Annotated in this window: 20 protein-coding genes; 10 read left to right on the top strand and 10 right to left on the bottom strand. The window is 47.0% G+C overall.

The window, feature by feature from the left end:
- Nucleotides 1–81: 81 nt before the first annotated feature.
- The 3 genes from QUB04_RS28045 to QUB04_RS28035 all read right to left on the bottom strand — a co-directional run bounded on the left by QUB04_RS28045 (nucleotide 82) and on the right by QUB04_RS28035 (nucleotide 1099).
- On the bottom strand, nucleotides 82–306 hold the full coding sequence (locus QUB04_RS28045; RefSeq protein ID WP_333289543.1) for a secretion protein HlyD: 225 nt from the start codon (nucleotides 304–306) through the stop codon (nucleotides 82–84).
- Between the two features lie 222 nt (nucleotides 307–528).
- Complete coding sequence (locus QUB04_RS28040) at nucleotides 529–702, bottom strand: hypothetical protein (protein ID WP_333289541.1); 174 nt, start codon at nucleotides 700–702, stop codon at nucleotides 529–531.
- A 169-nt stretch (nucleotides 703–871) separates the two neighbouring features.
- Nucleotides 872–1099 carry a secretion protein HlyD gene (locus tag QUB04_RS28035; RefSeq protein WP_333289540.1) on the bottom strand — a complete coding sequence of 76 codons (228 nt, stop codon included), beginning with the start codon at nucleotides 1097–1099 and terminating at the stop codon, nucleotides 872–874.
- Nucleotides 1100–1438: 339 nt separating this feature from the next.
- Between QUB04_RS28035 and QUB04_RS28030 the strand changes: the two genes are divergently transcribed.
- From QUB04_RS28030 to trpS, 3 genes are all read left to right on the top strand, one after another.
- Entirely contained in the window at nucleotides 1439–2554 is a 1116-nt protein-coding gene (locus tag QUB04_RS28030) for an HlyD family efflux transporter periplasmic adaptor subunit (protein WP_333289538.1), read from the top strand.
- A 22-nt stretch (nucleotides 2555–2576) separates the two neighbouring features.
- The gene (locus QUB04_RS28025) at nucleotides 2577–2759 is read left to right on the top strand and encodes a hypothetical protein (RefSeq protein WP_333289536.1); all 183 of its coding nucleotides are present in this window, start codon (nucleotides 2577–2579) and stop codon (nucleotides 2757–2759) included.
- Between the two features lie 62 nt (nucleotides 2760–2821).
- Nucleotides 2822–3832 carry a tryptophan--tRNA ligase gene (trpS, locus tag QUB04_RS28020; protein ID WP_333289534.1) on the top strand — a complete coding sequence of 337 codons (1011 nt, stop codon included), beginning with the start codon at nucleotides 2822–2824 and terminating at the stop codon, nucleotides 3830–3832.
- Nucleotides 3833–3869: 37 nt separating this feature from the next.
- Here the strand turns inward: trpS and QUB04_RS28015 are convergent, their stop codons facing one another.
- On the bottom strand, nucleotides 3870–4055 hold the full coding sequence (locus QUB04_RS28015) for a hypothetical protein (protein ID WP_333289532.1): 186 nt from the start codon (nucleotides 4053–4055) through the stop codon (nucleotides 3870–3872).
- On the opposite strand from QUB04_RS28015, the gene QUB04_RS28010 reads away from it, so the two are divergent.
- The 3 genes from QUB04_RS28010 (at nucleotide 4039) to QUB04_RS28000 (ending at nucleotide 7060) form a co-directional block, all read left to right on the top strand.
- A complete protein-coding gene (locus tag QUB04_RS28010) occupies nucleotides 4039–4929 on the top strand; it encodes a methylenetetrahydrofolate reductase (protein WP_333289530.1) in 891 nt (296 codons plus the stop codon). The two genes, QUB04_RS28015 and QUB04_RS28010, sit on opposite strands and share 17 nt — an antisense overlap.
- 113 nt (nucleotides 4930–5042) lie before the next feature.
- The gene (locus tag QUB04_RS28005; protein ID WP_333289528.1) at nucleotides 5043–5219 is read left to right on the top strand and encodes a hypothetical protein; all 177 of its coding nucleotides are present in this window, start codon (nucleotides 5043–5045) and stop codon (nucleotides 5217–5219) included.
- 221 nt (nucleotides 5220–5440) lie between these two features.
- On the top strand, nucleotides 5441–7060 hold the full coding sequence (locus tag QUB04_RS28000) for a mucoidy inhibitor MuiA family protein (protein ID WP_333289526.1): 1620 nt from the start codon (nucleotides 5441–5443) through the stop codon (nucleotides 7058–7060).
- Nucleotides 7061–7151: 91 nt separating this feature from the next.
- On the opposite strand, the gene QUB04_RS27995 is transcribed toward QUB04_RS28000, so the two are convergent.
- The 5 genes from QUB04_RS27995 to ebsA form a co-directional block, all read right to left on the bottom strand.
- On the bottom strand, nucleotides 7152–7643 hold the full coding sequence (locus QUB04_RS27995; protein WP_333289524.1) for a YajQ family cyclic di-GMP-binding protein: 492 nt from the start codon (nucleotides 7641–7643) through the stop codon (nucleotides 7152–7154).
- A 138-nt stretch (nucleotides 7644–7781) separates the two neighbouring features.
- The gene (locus QUB04_RS27990; RefSeq protein ID WP_333055489.1) at nucleotides 7782–8198 is read right to left on the bottom strand and encodes an MAPEG family protein; all 417 of its coding nucleotides are present in this window, start codon (nucleotides 8196–8198) and stop codon (nucleotides 7782–7784) included.
- A gap of 15 nt (nucleotides 8199–8213) precedes the next feature.
- Nucleotides 8214–8717, bottom strand: a complete 504-nt coding sequence (locus QUB04_RS27985; protein WP_333166317.1) for a DNA recombination-mediator protein A — start codon at nucleotides 8715–8717, stop codon at nucleotides 8214–8216.
- A 278-nt stretch (nucleotides 8718–8995) separates the two neighbouring features.
- Nucleotides 8996–10093, bottom strand: a complete 1098-nt coding sequence (locus QUB04_RS27980) for a phosphotransacetylase family protein (protein WP_333289522.1) — start codon at nucleotides 10091–10093, stop codon at nucleotides 8996–8998.
- 1377 nt (nucleotides 10094–11470) lie between these two features.
- The gene (ebsA, locus tag QUB04_RS27975; RefSeq protein ID WP_333102571.1) at nucleotides 11471–11845 is read right to left on the bottom strand and encodes a type IV pilus biogenesis protein EbsA; all 375 of its coding nucleotides are present in this window, start codon (nucleotides 11843–11845) and stop codon (nucleotides 11471–11473) included.
- Between the two features lie 246 nt (nucleotides 11846–12091).
- Here ebsA and QUB04_RS27970 point away from each other — a divergent pair, with 246 nt between their 5' ends.
- The 4 genes from QUB04_RS27970 (at nucleotide 12092) to QUB04_RS27955 (ending at nucleotide 16490) form a co-directional block, all read left to right on the top strand.
- Entirely contained in the window at nucleotides 12092–13609 is a 1518-nt protein-coding gene (locus QUB04_RS27970; protein WP_333289520.1) for a glycosyltransferase family 2 protein, read from the top strand.
- A gap of 333 nt (nucleotides 13610–13942) precedes the next feature.
- Nucleotides 13943–15172, top strand: a complete 1230-nt coding sequence (locus QUB04_RS27965) for a succinate--CoA ligase subunit beta (protein ID WP_333289518.1) — start codon at nucleotides 13943–13945, stop codon at nucleotides 15170–15172.
- Nucleotides 15173–15255: 83 nt separating this feature from the next.
- Nucleotides 15256–16152 carry a CoA-binding protein gene (locus tag QUB04_RS27960; RefSeq protein WP_333289517.1) on the top strand — a complete coding sequence of 299 codons (897 nt, stop codon included), beginning with the start codon at nucleotides 15256–15258 and terminating at the stop codon, nucleotides 16150–16152.
- Nucleotides 16153–16310: 158 nt separating this feature from the next.
- Complete coding sequence (locus QUB04_RS27955) at nucleotides 16311–16490, top strand: hypothetical protein (RefSeq protein ID WP_333289514.1); 180 nt, start codon at nucleotides 16311–16313, stop codon at nucleotides 16488–16490.
- 5 nt (nucleotides 16491–16495) lie between these two features.
- On the opposite strand, the gene QUB04_RS27950 is transcribed toward QUB04_RS27955, so the two are convergent.
- Entirely contained in the window at nucleotides 16496–17197 is a 702-nt protein-coding gene (locus QUB04_RS27950) for an alpha/beta hydrolase (protein WP_333289512.1), read from the bottom strand.
- Nucleotides 17198–17671 lie beyond the last annotated feature (474 nt).

Genomic DNA, 17671 nt, shown 5'->3' with positions numbered 1-17671 from the left:
TTCTGGTAGTGCTGTGCGGCTTCCGGAATATTACCGATAAATTTTGAAAGTTTACTCGATAGCACAACTTGACTTAGCTATCTAAACCACTAGAGTTTTGTAAGGGCGATCGCGGCGAGGATCGTACAGATAAAGCTGGCTAGGCTGCGGCAGGAAAAACAGCATATTCAGACCATAGCTGCTGTTATCGGTCTCGCTGTTGCTTTTAGCACCGCTAACATCGCTGGTAATACTGCCACCGCTGACAGTAGCAGATTCTCGATCGGTTACTTCGATGAAGAGTGAACCTTGTTGATTTTCGGACATAAAGAACTCCTACTGATATTTCATCAACCTGTTTACTTGTCCGAATAATGGCATTTCTCGGATAAAAGGAATGTTCTTTAACATTTGGCAAAATGAATAATGAGTAGAGCCTAATGAACATTACTCTTCACCGAGTACCCAATCAGAACAAAGCACCCATAAATTTATGGGTGCTTTATTAATTCACATCAATATATCGAGCCCAATTGACAGCACTAAACCTTACGAGTAGCGGTACACGGCTCTGAAGGAGCCGTCGCAATTCCGGCGGTACACGACGCGACGCGTCGGACGGTAACAGTTGTATCGATTATAATAATAGTGACCGCCGTTGACGCTAGCTGATTCTTCAGGGGTGAGTTCAGCAAACAGTGAATTGTCCTGTGTTTCTTTCATGATTTGACTCGGTTTAAGTTAATAGAATTGAAGGGAAACTAGAAATATTATTTAATTTCTAGAGCCTCGTGTAAATACTGAGTAATACTTCTTGTAGTGCTGTGCGGTTTCCGGAATATTACGGATAAATTTTGAAAATTTACTCGATCGCACAACTTGACTCAGCTATCTAAACCACTAGGGTTTTGTAAGTGCGATCGCGGCGAGGATCGTACAGATAAAGCTGGCTAGGCTGCGGCAGGAAAAACAGCATATTCAGGCCATAGCTGCTGCTGTTCTCCGTCTCGCTGTTGCTTTTAGCACCGCTAACATCGCTGGTAATACTGCCACCGTTGACAGTAGCAGATTCTCCATCGGTTACTTCGATGAAGAGTGAACCTTGTTGATTTTCTGACATAAATAACTCCTATTAATACCTATGTACTTACTTACTACCTACGCATACAGGAAAAACCCGGTAACAGTGCCAAAACTCATGGCGGAAACGCCGTATTTTCATGAGACTGGCCCGCTGGCTTCACTCCTCTTGATATTTGGCGAAGTTTGTGGGTGGGAACGGCAAAGCTGTGCGGATTTTTACCTTTACCCTGTGAATTTTGATTTAGACTTCTAAACCTATGCTTGGTTTCCGGAAAGCCGATCGTAAAAGTGACAAAAGAAATCAGCGATCGAACTCTCCCTCTCCCCCAACTCAAAACTCAAAACTCCAAACTATTCCCCTCTCCCCCTTGCCGCCATGTCTCTCACTCCCGAAGCCACACCCACTGAAACCTTTGATAACGACCAGTTTTTGCCCCCTGTCAGCCGCTGGACGACTTTGGGGGGCATTTTGATGGTGGCGACCTTTGGCGGGGTGATCGCCCTCGCTAGCGTCACCAAATACAGCGCTACAGTCAAAGCAGATGCGATCGTCCGTCCTGCAGGAGAAGTGCGCGTCGTGCAAGCAGCAACCGAAGGAACCGTCGAAAGCATTGCTGTCAGCGAAAATCAGACAATAAAAGAAGGAGATGCGATCGCAGTTGTAGACGCTTCGCGTTTGGGCGAGCAAAAAAAGCAGTTACAAGAAATAATTAATCAGTCTCAAACAGCAGCACAGCAAATCAACCAGCAACTGCGCGACTTAGAAAATCAAATTTTGGCCAGCGCCCAATTTAAAAACATCCAAAGTGAAACTTCCGCCCAACAGGAATTAATCGAAGCCGCTTTAGTAAAATTCGCCACATCGCTGCCAGATGTCGCCGAAAGACTGGGCCGAAGTCGGCGGGTTTTGCTCGTTAAGCGATCGTCTCTTCAACAACAATTGATTCAAGCTAAAAAAGAACTAAATCAAATTGACTTAAAACTCGAAAATAGCGTGATCCGCGCGCCCGCTGATGGTACAATTCTCAGATTGGAAGTACGAAATACTGGTCAAACCGTACAAGCCGGCAGCGCGATCGCCCAAATCGTCCCCAGCGACGTACCCCTGGTAGTCAAAGCCAAGGTGACATCCCAAGACATCGCCCGCATCCAAATCGGCCAACCCGTACAGATCAGGATTTCGGCTTTGCCTTTCCCCGATTACGGCACATTAAAAGGAACTGTCAGCGAAATCGCCCCAGATGCGATCGCCACTCAAAATCCCACTAATAATTTAGGTACAGCTTATTACGAAGTGGCAATTAAGCCCGAACAAACTTATTTAACAAAGCTCAAATCCGCCAACGGCCAATTCTTCGGAACTCCCCAAGCTAACGTCCCCCGCCAGTATTCCATTCAATCGGGAATGGAAGGCAGAGCCGATATTATTACCGGCGAAGAAACAGTTCTGACATTTGTTTTGCGGAAAGCAAGGTTGCTGACAGATTTTTAATTAGTCAGTTGTCAGTTGTCAGTTGTTAGTTGTCAGTTGTCAGTTGTCAGTTGTCAGTTGTCAGTTGTTAGTTGTTAGTTGTCAGTTGTCAGTTGTCAGTTGTCAGTTGTCAGCAGTCAGCAGTCAGCAGTCAGCAGTCAACAGTCAGCAGTCAACAGTTAACAGTCAACAGTCAACAGTCAACAGTCAACCGCCAGAAAATTAGAGGCTCTGAAATTGAAATAACGTGTCAATATAGAAATGTGAGTTCAATTCTATTCTTTCCTCATGGGCAAACAGCGCGTTCTTTCGGGAGTTCAGCCAACCGGCAATCTTCACCTCGGCAATTATCTCGGTGCCATTCGCAACTGGGTAGAAGGTCAAAGTCAGTACGAAAATTACTTCTGCGTAGTCGATTTGCACGCAATTACCGCACCGCACAATCCAGCAACTCTAGCCTCCGACACTTACACGATCGCCGCACTGTATTTAGCTTGCGGCATCGATTTAGAATATTCTACTATTTTCGTGCAATCCCACGTCTCGGCGCACACAGAACTAGCATGGCTGCTCAACTGTATTACGCCGATTAACTGGCTCGAAGATATGATTCAGTTTAAAGAAAAAGCAGTTAAACAAGGCGAAAATGTCAACGCCGGTTTGCTAAATTATCCCGTCTTAATGGCAGCCGATATTTTGCTTTACGATGCCGACAAAGTGCCAGTGGGAGAAGACCAAAAACAGCATTTGGAACTCACCCGCGATATTGTCATCAGATTAAATCACCAATTCGGCACACCCGAAAAGCCAGTATTGAAACTTCCCGAACCCTTAATTCGGACTGACGGTGCGAGGGTGATGAGTTTGACAGATGGCACGCGCAAAATGTCGAAATCTGACCCTTCCGAACAAAGTCGAATTAATTTATTGGATTCGCCAGATGCGATCGCCAAAAAAATCAAGCGCTGCAAAACAGATGCCGTGCGCGGTTTGACTTTTGACGACCCCGATCGCCCCGAAGCTAGAAATTTGCTGACACTTTATCTCCTGCTTTCCGGCAAATCTAAGGAAGAAGTAGCAGCGGAGTGTGAAAACATGGGTTGGGGAGATTTTAAACCCTTGCTGACAGAGACGACAATTAATGCCCTCAAACCAATTCAGGATAAATACAAGGAAATAATGGACGATCGGGGATATTTGGAGTCTGTACTACGTCGCGGAAGAGAACAAGCAGAAGCTATTGCTAATCAAACTCTAACTAAGGTTAAGACAGCTTTCGGTTATTCTTTACCTGTTTAATCATTGGTAATTGGTAATTGACTATCTTACCAAATTACTAATGATTAATAAATTGTTCCTTCTCCCTTCCATCCTTTAAATCTTTTACATCCGTTATATCGATCCGTTGCCTTCTTCCCTCTTCCTTCTTCCCTCTTCCTTCTTCCCTCTTCCTTCTTCCCTCTTCCTTCTTCCCACTTCCCTCTTCCTTCTTCCTTGAAATAACTATGAACCGTTTTCGCACAGCCTGCACCACCCCCGGAGAATTTATAATTACCGCCGAAGTTGCCCCCCCAAAAGGTGGCGACATAACTCACACAATTGAAATGGCTGAACGCCTCAAAAACAGAGTGCACGCCCTTAATGTCACAGACGGGAGTCGCGCAGTTTTGCGAATGTGCCCCCTAGCAGTTTCGGCGATTTTAGTGCAGCACGGAATTGAGCCAATTTGTCAAGTTGCTTGTCGCGATCGCAATCAAATTGGCCTGCAAGCGGATCTCATGGGAGCCCACGCTTTAGGCATTCGCAATGTATTAGCACTTACAGGCGATCCCGTCAAAGCCGGCGACCATCCGAAAGCAAAAAGTGTATTCGACTTGGAATCAGTACGACTGTTACAAGTCATCCAAAAAATGAATGGCGGCAAAGACTGGAATGACAAACCTTTAACAGACGGATTTACCGATTTATTTGTCGGTGCTGCCGTCGATCCGCAATGCCCCAGTTGGTCGGGTTTGCAAAGTCGATTTGAGAAAAAAGTAGAGGCGGGAGCCCAGTTTTTTCAGAGTCAATTAATTACAGATTTTGAAGTTTTGGATAAGTTTATGCACCACGTGGCTGCGGGCTGCAACAAGCCAGTTTTAGCAGGAATATTTTTGTTTAAATCAGCTAAAAATGCTGAATTTATTAAAAAATACGTGCCGGGAGTTCACATTCCGCAAGAAACGATCGATCGTTTAGCAAAAGCTCCAGAACCATTGCAGGAAGGCATGAAAATTGCTGCCGAACAAGTCAAGCTAGCGCGGCAGATTTGTCAAGGAGTTCACATGATGGCCGTCAAACGAGAAGATTTAATTCCTCAAATTTTGGATTTGGCAGGAATCGACCCACTAAGCTAAAATTAAACCTAGGCGCGGGTTTTACCAACTATCAATACCTAAAACTAACGAGTTCGTAAACTCGTAAACCCGCCCAGTCCCGCGCTACCATTTTGAACATCAATAAAACAATCATGCTTCAAACTGTAGACAATCCAAGCAGTTCTCCCGCAGTCGAACAACGTTTCACTTGGCGCGGTTTGACATGGCATCAATTCAAGACCATTCAAGCTGGTTTTGAAGACGTTCCGGGGGTGGGATTATTTTACTGCGATGGAGTGTTAGAAATTGTTGGGAAGATGGCACTCTAGAGCTTTACCATCGGCCAGAGGAAGATTACGATCGCATTACTAGCAGCGAAGTGCTGCCTGAGTTAGACTTGTCTTTGCTTAAACGCTGCATTTTGTTTGCTTCACCTTTGGATGCGCTTGAGGAGTTTTCTAGAGGAATGGGCGATCGGCAAAATTGATCGATAAACTCTTTTTGAAATTCCTCGATCGACTAAACGGTTATTAAATAGGAGCAACTGGCAATGACTGACTCAGAAACACTTAATTCTGATACCATTAAAACACTAAATACTAGCATATCCGAAGTTACAGTTTACACCGATCGCGCTTTGGTGACGCGCCGTGGCACAGTGACATTGACGGGAAACGAACGAGAATTGGCGATCGTATCTATTCCCGCAACCCTCGAAACAGAGTCAGTCAGGGCTACGGGTGCGGGTACAGTTGCTGTGCGATTGCTGGGAGTGCACAGCAAAAGAGTGTTGAGCAGAGAACCTGTAGCGGATCGCATCGCCGAATTAACCCAACAGATCCAAGAATTAGAAACCCAAAAACGGGCAATAAAAGACAAGTTAGATGCCCGAAGAATTCAACTCAAATTTGTCGAAGATTTAAGCGAAAAAAGCGTCCGTTTCTTTTCCCGCAGCATCGCCAAACAGCAGGTAGGTTTAAACGAAACTGGCGAAATGCTCAACTTTTTAGGAACTAATTACCTAAAATATGTAAGTGCGATCGCGCAGCACGAAAGACAACAGCACGAATTAGACACTCAAATACAAATTTTAAAGCATAAGTTAGTACAAGTAAGGACTTCCCATTCCCAGCAAAGTTTTAACATCATTGTCGCCATCGAACCAAGCGGCAGCGGCAACTTTGAACTAGAACTTTCCTATGTAGTAAAGCGAGCATCTTGGACTCCCCTTTACGACTTGCGAGTCAATACCACCAACAACCAAATTAATCTCCATTACCTAGCCGATGTCAAACAAAATACAGGCGAAGATTGGACAGGAGTAGCGCTGACATTATCTACAGCAAAACCCGGATTGGGAAGTCTCCCACCACAACTAAAGCCTTGGTATATCGAGATATTCGAGTTAATGGCACCCGCTGGTCGGGGTTCATCAGAGGATGATTTATGGGACCTAGAAGAGATCCTAGAAGAAGGTTATGCAGGCGCTTCACTCCCCAGTGAAGGACGGCGCATAGAAGCTGAAATAGCAACAGCTCAAGTATCCAGAGAAGGCGGCACAGTCTCTTTTCAAATAGCCGGAAATACCAATATTCCCAGCGACAGTTCGAGGCAGAAAGTGACTATTTTTAGCGATAATTATCCCTCTCAACCTGAATATATTGCCGTCCCACACTTAGTCAGTTTTGCCTATTTGCAAGCACTTGTTGTGAATCCGCTGACAGGTGCAACTCTGCTTCCGGGTAAAGCAAATATCTTTCGCGACAACACTTTTGTCGGCACTGTGCAGTTAGAAAATGTTTCCCCCGGCCAAGAATATAAGCTGAATTTAGGAATAGATGAAGGGTTAAAAATAGAGCGGCAATTAGTGGAAAGACAAGTAGATAAAAAACTTATCGGCAATCAGCGGCGCACGAGTTACGCCTATCGTTTGAGTGTGACTAACCTGCGGCAGGTGCAGGTACACCTGACACTACAAGAGCAATTGCCAGTCAGTCGTAATGAACAAATTAAAGTGCGGTTGACTGTCACTAATCCGAAGATAGTAGCAGGTGAAATGGGACTACTAGAATGGATAATGTCTCTGCCGCCGCAAGCAAAGCAAGAGTTATATTACCAGTTTGTTGTCGAACATCCTCCCGATTTAACAGTCATCGGTTTAGATATTTAATATTAAGTCGATAAAAACTTGTTTGTAGTCAGGACTTTAGTCCTGATTCGTCACCACGTATGAGGACTGAAGTCCCGAAAAACTCTCAAATCTAGCGGTAATTTGTAAACTGCAAAGCTACCGGATAATCTTCTTGCTTCAAGCGTTGAATCACCAACTGCAAATCATCCTTATCCTTAGCTGAAACGCGCACTGCATCACCTTGAATCGAGCCTTGAATCTTTTTAAACTCATCTCGAATTAATTTAGTGATTTTCTTGGCAATTTCCTGGTCAATCCCTTTTTTCAGCTTGATTTCTTGACGCACCCGACTGCCGCTAGCAGCTTCAACTTTGCCGTAATCAAAAATTTTCAAAGATAAATTCCGCTTCGCGGCTTTAGTTTGCAAAACAGTGTGAATTGCGTCGAGAGTAAATTCACTGTCGGTATTGACAGTAATTGCTTCAGCGCCCAATTCTACAGTGGTTTTGGTATCTTTTAAGTCGTAGCGGCTTTGAATTTCTCGCGTTGTTTGGTCAACAGCATTGACTAATTCTTGCCGATCGAAATCGCTGACAATATCAAAGGAATAACTAGCAGCCATAAATTAGTAATTGGTAATGGGGCATTGGGCATTGGGCATTGGGCATTGGGCATTGGCAAAACAGGGCATTGGGGATTAACAACTAACCAATAACCAATAACCAATAACCAATAACCAATAACCAATGACTACTGAAAATTAGCCGTTAACAGCCATTAAACTGAAATAGAATAAAGAAACAGTGCAAGAAGAACTAATCGCAAACATGAGCGATCGCCCCAGCGGCACATTCAGAATATAGAAAACCGAAAACAACAACCGGGCGATCGTAAAAGCGATCGCAGCCCAACCCGCCGGTTCCGAATCTACCCCCGTCACAAAAGCCATCAAAGCCGCCGCTGAAAACAGCATAAACGTCTCAAACGAATTTTGGTGAGCCCAAGTTGCCCGCTGAGCGTAAGCAGGCAACCTCTCAAACATAGCGCGGGGGGCTGCTTGGTCGTAGCCTAGCTGCAAGCGAGCGAACGCAACCACCAAAAACGGTGCGTACACCAGCGCAGCAGCAGCAGCAATACAATCAAGCAGAATAACCGACACAGGTAATCCCAACAGCATCATCCGCCTCGCAGTTCAATCAAAATAGAACAGAGTAACCACCTTGCGCTGTTCCTCCGCATCCTGGCAAGTTTTCAGCAAAGTGTGGCTTTCGTGAAAAGCAAAACATATCAGTTGCTGGCAGCGAGAAATAATCTCCTGATTGCACATGGCGCTTGCTTCCGGGAGAGACAAGCTATCATTTTTGGGATTTTCTACCAAATGTATCACTTGTTCGAGTTGGTCGCGAGACTCCCGAGGCTGGCGACTCATGCTTTGTGGCAAAATCACCGTCAGCAGATTAGGATCTGCTCGCATTGCCCCCCGAATTGCTGCTGAATTGGTGCCTGTAGCGCCAGAAGTGATGAGCTGATTGCCTCCCAGAACTATGGCGTAGCTCAGCATCTCAATTAGCTGCTGGTGGGTAATAGGAACGTGGCGAGAACCCAAAAGAGCAAGCCGCTTGGAGCTGGTTTGCTGGATCGCCGCTAGTTCTTGTAAAAAATCATCTACTCTGGGTAGCTCAATTGATTGACTCAAAGAATTTATTAAATTAAATAAAACTACGTTGTGGATTTTAGCAGACTCACTAGCCATTGCCGCCAAAAAGAAGTTAAGAATTGCTGATTTACGGGATCAGACTAGAGGATCGGGAGATTTGAGGAAGCCAGAAGGCAGAATGTCTGAAGGCATTCGGCAGCCGGAGCTCAAGGTAGAATTCAAGAAAAATTGAGAATTTAAGAATTTTGGCTTTTTATTTATTTAAACAAAAAGTTCTCTCTGCCGAATACCTTCTTCCCTCACCTCCGGCTCTCTTCTTAATGGACTCGATCGCTCAGGCCCAAGGATGCCATCATGCCATCAAGGTCAAAATGTTCTGCCATTAGCTGAGTAACGCATTCCACCTTGATCGGTTCGTGCAGGCGCACGCTGCCAAAGGTGCTGTCGATAATTTCTACCGTGGTTAAGGTATCCAAATCAACAGACAAAACCGGAATTTCCATTTCTTCTGCCCTGCCGATCACTAGGGGAGAAGGAGGCAAGTGGCCTGTCAAAATTAAGCACTGAGTCGAGCTCTCCAGAGCCGCTAGCTGAATGTCCGTGCGATCGCCCCCCGTCACCACCGCCATATTTCTCGCTTTGCGGAAATACTTCATAGCCGAACTAACATTCATCGCGCCAATTGTCAAGGTTTCCACCATCAAGTCCAAACGGTCTCGACGGCACAGCACATCAGCTTTCAATTGGTGCACCAATTCTTTGACACTGACACTTCGCAGCAAAGCACTTCTCGGCAGCATTCCCAAAACTGGAATACCCGCAGCCTCCAGAAAAGGCCGCACAGTCGCCGTTACGGATTCGAGTTTGTCCGAGGGAACGTCATTGAGTACCACGCCCAGCAACCGCGAACCCAAACGCTGTTTAGCCGACAGCAAATCGTCTACATACAGATCGATCGGGCGGGCTACCAACAGCACAGAGGCATCAATTGTCTCAGCGATTTGAGCCAAAGACAAGTCAAACAGACTGCCTTCCTCCAAATTAGCTGGGCCTTCTAACAGCGCCAAGTCTCCGCTGGGAGCTTGCAAATATTGCGCTAAAGACTGGCGGTAATCTGTCTTGTCTTCTCCCCGCAAACGCTTGTGAACCGTCTCTTCATCCAAATACAGCAATGTTGACGGCATCTGACTTTCTGAGAGATTCAGCGTCTCTACCGCGAACCGCACGTCTTCGTCCTCGATCCCAGCTCCTGGCGAGCTGAAACAGGTTCCCAGAGGTTTGCCGTAGGCGACGGCCAGTCCTTTTTCCCGGAGTCCGAGTGCCATCCCTAGGGCGATGGCAGACTTGCCACTGTAAGCTTTTGTGGAACCGATCAGCAAATATTTAGTCAATTTTGGTACGCCTTCAATCCTCAATTTGCACCTGTCTATTTCAATAAATTTAGTTTTTTCTACAGTCTTTCTGAACTGATCCTCAATTTGGCAATACTATTATACTCGATTTTGTCGCTTTTGGGCACAGTGTTTTTTTGCGAAAATTTTTTATTCACCTGTTCGCAACGCTTTTCTTCCCATTCTTTTTACTTGATTTTGGGAAAGCAGTTTTTAAATTCTTTGTTTTACAAGCAGTTTTTGATAAGTATTTCTCGCCCATAATTCCTTTAAAAACCGATTTTAATTGTAATATTTTTATGCCTTCTGATTGCGTACCTTAGATATTAACATCGAATTTTATCGAGTAAAAATAACACGGTAAAAATGGTTTACCTTACCTTAATAGCGTACTTAGAAGGTTGAAGATAGTTTTTTTAGTGGCTAAATAGAGGATTGTATAGGAAGAGAACACGGTGCTTGCATAGGCAGTTTTGCATATAATTGAAAATCGATATAGCGGTTCTCAATAAAATGAGGTACACACCGATCGCAACTGATGCCCTATGCCCTATGCCCTATGCCCGCGAGAGCACCTCATGTTACTGAGAAAGGCTATATGTATTATTAGTTATTAATTATTAGTGCGATCGCCCGCGTTAAAACTGATCGGTGGCACTGCGAGCAATAAGCTGCTTAGAATCGGGCTTCTAGCTTCTCAATACATAAATTGTCGGGTGGCGTTGGCGGGAATTTCGGCAGCCCCAAGGCTGATTGCGATGCTAGGCCCGATCGCAGTTCAAGGGCTGTAGATTGATTTTCCTTGGGCGGATCTACAGCGCTTTCCTCTCAGCTACCGAGTCGCAAAATTTGAACGAAATCGGACGGCGCGATTCGCCTCACGGCGATAGCTTCGCTCGCGCGTACTCGCACAGCACCAATATCCGAAATAGGTTTTTGCGCTTTTCCCACAACAAATACAGCATTTTTCAATGGGATGAAATACAGGTAGGGACTCAGGCTTTGCCTCAGTCCCTACGCGAAATCTGTATCACGCTCAACTGAAAAATTCAGTAGATTTACTTTAGGAATGGGGATAAATGCTGACCCCCAAAGGGATTATTGAGAATGATCCAACAACTCAGTTACTATCCCGCTTAGAAAATAGGGCTGGCGCACCAATCATGTAATGTTGCCGTCGTGGCTTGACACTATTGGTGCGCCAGTTATAGCGCCCGTCAATCGATTTTAGATTTTAGATTTTAGATTTTAGATTGAAGAAAGCAAGCCCACTGATAAATCCGGGGGCTGGCGATCGGGAGCAAGGAGCTTTTTTCTCGATCCACGAATCAATCCGGGGGCCCCGGATTAAATTGCTTGATTGTCAATTGCCGACTTTCGGGAGTGCGGCTGCGGTGAAAGTTATTCATCCATTCGCATCAGCTTGCGATAAAAGGTTTTAGAAAAATCGACGGTACGAGTTCGCTGAAAAGTCAGGAGAACCTCAATTAAGCAACTAACAAACTCAGAGCTTTGCATAGTCACTTCGTAGCTGAGTTCAGCATTGCCGTCAAACAACACCCGACAGCGGGTTAAGTCGATCGGCAGCGACGAGATATTCCAACTAGCGACAAACGGCACGCTCTCCCCGCCGTCAATTTTTCTTGCTCCCTCCAAGCTTTTGAGCTTGTAGAGGGCAATAGCGTGCGGTAAAAACTTGCGCCTGGGCTCTTGACAGAAAGGCGCGTAGACTTTCACTTCTTTGTCGTCGGCTGGCTTGAGTTGAGGAATAGACATATTTCCACCTCAGACAATTATTACTAACAGATAGTTTAGATCCCCAGAAAAAACTAGCAGATATTCCAGGTCGATCGCAAGCAAAAGTCAACCCAAATACTCTATGCAGTACCCGTTTACCAAGGCCGTACAAGCACCTAACCCGCTGGTAGTCCTCCCGTCCGCTTTCGACAAAAGCCCAGAAACTGATACAGTAGATGCTTATATCTAAAATCAAAAACTATTGGTGGTTGAATCAAGTAACCTATGCAGGAGAGTTCTTGGCCAGAAAACGACGCTCGCAGCGAGCTTAACTTGGACATCTCTGATTTAGCTCAAGAAGAGCTCAAGAGTTTGACCTCGCACTCGAAGCTCAGCAAAGTATTTGCTATACCAGACATTGGCGACAGGGTGTTTGACGCGGAAACAAAAGCAGAGCTCCCGGTTGCGGTGTCTGTGCCGGGAACTCCCTCTTTTCCTCAAAACCTGTACCGGGGACGCCGCGGAAAAGCCGCCGCAGTGCTGACTGCGATTTGGGCCGGCACGATCGCCCTGCACTTGATTTCTTGGGGTGCTTGGGTAGTGTGGGGGTTGACGGGACTGCTGTGGATGCAAGCATTTCGAGTTTTGTTTGCTTCGCCCAAGCCCGCACTGCCGCCTCTTGCTGATGAAAGTCGAGAGGATTGGCCTTATGTGTCGCTGCTGGTGGCAGCGAAAAATGAGGAAGCGGTGATTGCCCGATTCGTAGAATCCATCTGCAATGTAGATTATCCGATCGACCGCTACGAGGTTTGGGCGATCGACGATCACAGCAGCGACGCCACGCCGCTAGTATTGGAACAGCTAACCAAAAAGTACCCCCAGCTCAAAGTATTTCGCAGAGGAGCAAATGCCAGCGGCGGCAAGTCGGGAGCACTGAATCAAGTGTTACCGCTGACTCGCGGCGAATTTGTCGGAATATTTGACGCCGACGCGACGGTAACGCCGGATTTGCTGCGCCGGGTGCTGCCAGTGTTCGATGGAGAAAAGGTAGGCGCTGTGCAAGTCAGAAAAGCCATCGCCAATGCTTCGGTAAATTTTTGGACTCGTGGCCAAGAAGCAGAAATGGCTCTCGACAGTTTTTTCCAGCAGCAGCGGATTGCGATCGGCGGCATTGGAGAATTGCGCGGTAACGGCCAATTCATGCGCCGCACCGCCTTGGAAAGCTGCGGAGGCTGGAACGAGGAGACGATTACCGACGACCTGGATTTGACGGTGAGGCTGCACCTAGACCGATGGGACATTGAATTTCTCGCTTTCCCAGCCGTGTCAGAAGAAGGAGTCACTAACGCTCGCGCTCTGTGGCATCAGCGCAATCGCTGGGCAGAAGGTGGCTATCAGCGTTATCTTGACTACTGGCGGCTAATTTTGCGGAACCGCATGGGAACTGGGAAAACTTGGGATTTATTTGGATTTTGGGTATCTCAATATTTCTTACCCACAGTCGCGCTACCCGACTTTGTGATGTCAATTGCGCTGCGCCGGATGCCGATCGCCAGTCCCATAACTTTTATGACCCTTACATTGTCGGTGGTGGGAATGTTTGTCGGTTTGCGCCGCACTCGCAAAGAGACCAAATTTGACGTTAAAAGAGTTTTTCTCACCTTGCTGCAAACGCTGCGGGGTACTGTGTATATGTTCCACTGGCTGCTGGTAGGGACTGTGACGGCTCGGATTGCGGTACGGCCCAAGCGGCTCAAATGGGTCAAAACCGTCCATCAAGGCGCTGTTAATAGCCTCAAGTAAACAATTCGCAGAAATATCTCGGCACAGTATGGCCGAACGTCCGAAGATTTTCCGAGACAAAAAAACACCAACGCTCGCCAAATATCTCCCCGCCAGAGCCTAAGAGTAAAATTTGGCAATTCCGAGAAAAAAACACTTTGAAACAGCTTAGGTAATAGGTAATCGGCGAGCGGTGCGAATAAGTAATCGGCCATACAAAAGTCTAAAATTAAAAGATAAAAGCGAGACATTTTAACTTTTAACTTGACAAAAAACCAATTACTATCTATTAATTATGAATTGCCAATTAGGACGAATTGCTTGTTGCCAACTACCCGTCACCCGTAATTGATAATGGATTTGTTAGAGTACCAAGCTAAATCTTTATTTCGCCAGATGGCAATTCCGATTTTGCCGTCGCAGCGGATTGACAATCCCGCCGACCTCAAAGGACTGAAAATTCCTTACCCCGTTGTACTCAAATCGCAAGTGCGGGCTGGGGGACGGGGCAGGGCGGGCGGTATCAAGTTTGTGGAAAATACGATCGATGCAGTAGCAGCCGCTCAAACAATTTTTAATTTGCCGATCGAGGATGAATATCCCCAAGTCCTGCTGGCAGAAGCAAAGTACAACGCCGACCAAGAATTGTACTTAGCGGTACTCCTAGACCCCGTAGCGCGCCGCCCGGTGCTTCTGGGTTCTCGCCAAGGAGGTATGGATGTCGAAGGGTCGATCGAGCAAATGCAGCAAGTTGCCGTAGATCAAGAATTTTCCCCATTCTACGCGAGGCGTCTCGCGCTGAAAATGGGATTGCAGGGAGACTTGATTCAATCGGTGAGCACCATTGTCGAAAAAATGTACCGGCTGTTTGTCGAAAAAGATTTAGATCTAGTAGAAATCAATCCTCTCGGCATCAGTCCAAGGGGAGAGGTAATGGCTTTAGACGGTAAAGTCACCGCCAACGACGATGCCTTGGGACGACATCCAGATTTGGCAGCACTCTCGGAGAAGAAGCTCTTGGGCGGGTTGGCACGGGAAAGAAGAAGTCCCCATGCTGGGGGCGATCGCTCCCATTCCCAGTCCAAGGTTCAGCAGTCGCCGGAGTTTGACCCCAAATCTAAATCCCCAATCTCGAATTCCGAATCCCTGCAATTAATCGAACTAGACGGGAATATCGCGATTTTGTGCAACGGAGTGGGCCTGACAATGGCAACTTTAGATGCTGTAACCCACCAAGGAGGAAAACCAGCTAATTTTGTGAATATTGGTTCCCTAGACCGCTACTATGCAGCAAATGCCCTGCGCGATCGCACGGAGTTGGGTCTGGAGTTAGTCGCTCAGGATAAAAGCGTTAAGGTGATACTTGTAAATATTTTGGGCAGCGCCTCCAAGACCGAGGAAATAATCGCTGCAGTAGCCGGCTATTTGGAACGGAAAGCTCGCGCTAACCGCCACATCCAGGTTGTGCTGAGGCTGGTAGAGCTCGATGCTGATGCTGTTAAAAAGCGTTTGGGACAGTTGCCGGTGCAGCTAGCTAGCACTTTGGATGAGGCCGCGGCCGCTTCTGTATCCTCCGTCAAGTAGCGGCAGTCGATCGGCAAAAAACGAGATTTCGGTACAGATGAAGGCCTTCTGCTTTTTACAGATCGAGTGTCAATTGGGAAAAAATGAATTTAACTCCTGAAAGCAAAGTCCTAGTACAGGGCATTACAGAATCTCCCGCGTCCACCCGCGCCGCCCTGATGATGAAAGCATACGGCACGAATGTAGTCGCCGGTGTCAGTCCCGGTCGGGGGGGGCTGGATTTGGAGGGAATTCCGATTTTTGATTTGGTAGAAGAAGCAGTGGCAACAGTGGGTCACGTTGACACTGCGGTAATTTTTGTAGACGCTTACTCGGTGCTGGATGCGGCTCTAGAAGCGATCGCGGGAGGAATTCGGCAAATCGCGATCGTCACTGGGGGAGTGCCTCCTCTGGATATGGTGCGCTTAGTCAGAAAAGCAGAAGCCACCGAAACTTTGGTAATCGGGCCCAACAGTCCGGGGATTATTGTGCCCGACAAACTGCTGCTGGGAACTCACCCCAAGGAATTTTACACTCCCGGCCCCGTGGGAGTGATCAGCCGCAGCAGCACTTTGACTTACGAAGTTGCCCTAGAACTGACGGAGGCTGGGTTGGGACAGTCGATGGCGGTTTGTATTGGCTGCGACGCGATTGTCGGTTCTTCTTTTATGCAGTGGCTGCAAATTTTGGACGAAGACGACAGTACGGAAGCGATAGTTTTGGTGGGGGAAGTTGGGGGGTGGAGTGAACAAGCTGCTGCTTCTTACATCGCCTCGGCGATCGACAAACCCGTGGTTGCTTATCTGGCCGGCCACTACGCTCCCAAGGGGCCATCTTTGGGCCACGCCGGCATCCTGATCAGTTCTCGCGCGGCTGCCCAGAAAGCCTTTGGAGTTTCGGCCCCAAACAAAATGGCTGCCTTTGAAGAGGCGGACATACCTGTGGCGGCTCGACCTTCAGAGATTCCTAAGTTACTCAAAAAATTGCTCAAGAAAAATTGATTGCTTTGGAGTTTCCACAAAAGTCCTAACCCTCTTGAGGGTTGGGATAGGGGTAGGGCGGGGGCGGGTTTGCTCTCATATCATTTCCGGTTACACTCATACATGATGTTGACGGTTGACTGTTGACGCCGTGAACAGTGAACAGTGAACAGTCAACAGTGAACAGTCAACAGTCAACAGTCAACAGTCAACAGTCAACAGTCAACAGTCAACAGTCAACAGTCAACAGTCAACAGTCAACTCCGATTTACTATTCCGATGCTAAGGGGTTGGATATCAAAAGTGTCTGCAGAATGCCACAACAGCCGCTTCAACCCGCCTTTAGGACATTTTTATGATTTTTTTACCAAAGCCCTCTGACAGGCGTCACACGCTGCGGTGCGGGTGCTGGCAAGGGGGCGGCGCGGCGCGACGCTGGAGGCGGAGTTGTTGGCTGCACGCTGCGGCGAGGTTCGATCGGACTTTCGGTGGGAGTTGTTTCAGTTGTGCGAGTTGTCGATCGCGTCACATCTTCAAGCAGGCTTCGCAGAGTTCCGGCTATACTCTGAACTTTCCCAACAGTGGTGCGAAGGCTGGCAACATCTACGTAAACCTCGTTGAGAGGATACTTTTTCAGGATTTCCAGCAGCGATACCTTACCGTCGTCCCCGGCAGCCAGGATCACCGCTGCCCGCAAAGCTTTCCCGCTTTCTGTGCGGCGCTGAGTCCGAATTGCTTGACCGATGTCGTCAGTGATTTTTTCTCCTGGAGTGCTGTAAACTACCCTCGCCAGATTAGCAGGCTTTAAACCAATTTCTAAACCCATGAACCCCCGCAGCATTTGCGCGTCCATTTTGGAGAACCGGATAATTTGTTGGAGGGTTGGCGTCGTCGTGCCGTTTTTAGCAAATTCTTCTAAGTCGCTGATATTGATGCCTTGTCTGATCGGGCCAAATGTGAGGACAACTTTTTCGGCCCCTAATGCTCTACTGCTGCTAGATAATATGCTCCCGCTTGCTCCTAAAAGTAGGGCAATGCCGATCGATACAAATTTTGTTAATTTCATATTCACCGCTAGATTAAAATTATTTTTTCGAGATTTGTACATTTTTGTACATTATAGATGCAGCAGTTATATTCTACAAGGTCGCCCGTGTAATTTGTGCCCGCGTCACACCCACAATCTCGACCGAGACTTTTTCTCGATCTTGACTTGAAAAATAAGTTACCACATCTGCCGAAATCTGTTCGCTTCTATTCCTTCTGCCTTCTACCTTCTAAATCTCCAGTCTTCTATATCAGAGTGTCTTCCGCCTTCTACATAAGTGCCTTATAAAAATTCTAGGAACCGCCCTGACGGGGAGGACTTTCTTAATAGCACAAACATAAGGACTCGATTGCTTCTTCTTTCTCTCTTAGGCAACTAAATCCCTCTTCCTTATTCCTTCCTCCTTCCCTCTTCCTTCGGGAGCATCTCATATTTGCAAAAACACTTCTTTCTTCTTCCTTCTGACTCTTTTCTCCTGGCTCCTGACTCCTG

Origin of the sequence: Microcoleus sp. D2_18a_B4 (assembly GCF_036702475.1) — a bacterium.
Taxonomy (GTDB): Bacteria; Cyanobacteriota; Cyanobacteriia; order Cyanobacteriales; family Microcoleaceae; genus Microcoleus.
Note: the sequence above shows the minus strand (reverse complement) of the source record. Positions and strands in the feature narration are given on the sequence as shown.